Source organism: Bacillus sp. LR_5 (genome assembly GCF_042709275.1).
Genome location: NZ_JAVAXX010000590.1, coordinates 1 through 1,333, shown reverse-complemented (window position 1 = coordinate 1,333; position 1,333 = coordinate 1). Strand labels below are relative to the sequence as shown.

The following is a 1,333-nucleotide window of genomic DNA, read 5'->3' as shown; positions in this document are numbered from 1 at the left end:
ATTGCTTAATGAAATTAGGATAGCTGCTATCTATTCACTGCACAATAAAAAGGCAGCATTAAACCGCTACCTCAAATAAAAGCTTGTCCCCATGTTTATAGTTGATTAACTTGAAATCATCAATGGTAAAGTCATAAAAATCTTTCACTTCAGGATTGATCCATAGTTCAGGTGCTTCAAACTGTTCTCTTTCCATTTGAATTTTCAAATTGTCTATATGACGTGTGTACACATGGCAATCCCCAATGTTAAAGATATATTCACCAAGCTCATAACCAGTCACTTGAGCAATCATGCGCTGCAACACATTGTACTGGAATACATTGAATGGATTCCCCAACGCCATATCATTGCTCCGTGCTCTTACCTCGAGGTGGAGCTTACCTTGCTTCACATACCATTGAGTTTCGTATACACATGGCGTTAAGGCCATTGCGTCTAAATCATCAGGATTCCACAGCATTGTAATGTGTCTGCGTGAAGACGGATTGTTTTGCAATTGATGAAGAAGATAATCAACCTGATCCACTTTTTCTCCATTTAGACTTCTGTTTTTCTTCCCCAGCTGAAATCCATATGCATGTCCGATGGTTCCGTCTTCTTGTTTCCACTGATCCCAAATATGTACGCCCATCTTGTTTAAATCATTAACATCATTAGATTTCAGCTGCCAAATCCAGAGCAACTCTTTAATGGCTGTTTTCCAGGCAACCTTTTTTGTCGTTAAAATCGGAACCTCTGAGTTGTCGAATCTCATTTGCTTACTCATTACACTTAGAGTATGTGCCGGTGTTCCATCTGAGTCCCACTTGGTTCTTACATCAAACTCTTCGTCTGAGATTCCATTATTGATGATATCCTTTATAATTGAATTGTATTGTTTATCGAATTGCGTCATGACTATTCATATCCTTCTTTCATTTTCAGTTGCTAAGCATAATTTATTACGAATGCAATATTATCGCAAATACTAAGCACTCGCAGATAAAATGAGATTCTTATTCCAATCACTGTGTGTTTGAAGAGGAGTTAATCCCCCCTCTTTTACACCTGTATTTCTCCATAACATAGTCTGTCACATAGCTCATAGTTACCGCCAGTTTGGTACATACACCGTTGATAACATTGTTGAGGATTATAAGAAATGGTTTGATATTGCGGCACATAAAAATTCAAATAGTTAGGTGTTTGTGTATACCAAATTGGAAATTGTCTAAACACATTAAATCCTCCAATAGCTTTTTCTGATTTAATGCATTGTATTTTACCTCAATATCAATTGTCATTTGTCCATGTGCAATTGGGCTTTCTTTAAAATAAATTCTCTCTACTT

At 36.8% G+C, this 1,333-nt stretch carries 2 protein-coding genes; both read right to left on the bottom strand.

Going from position 1 to position 1,333, the window contains the following annotated elements; all coding sequences use genetic code 11:
- Positions 1 to 58: 58 nt before the first annotated feature.
- Complete coding sequence (locus tag RAC86_RS38760; RefSeq protein ID WP_341283743.1) at positions 59 to 898, bottom strand: thymidylate synthase; 840 nt, start codon at positions 896 to 898, stop codon at positions 59 to 61.
- 274 nt (positions 899 to 1,172) lie between these two features.
- The coding region (locus tag RAC86_RS38755; protein ID WP_377886964.1) for a hypothetical protein at positions 1,173 to 1,333 on the bottom strand (161 nt) is incomplete at its 5' end.

What these genes read in the sequence shown, in the direction of transcription:
- RAC86_RS38760 (WP_341283743.1), bottom strand. Translation starts at nt 898, where the DNA reads ATGACGCAATTCGATAAACAATACAATTCAATTATAAAGGATATCATC.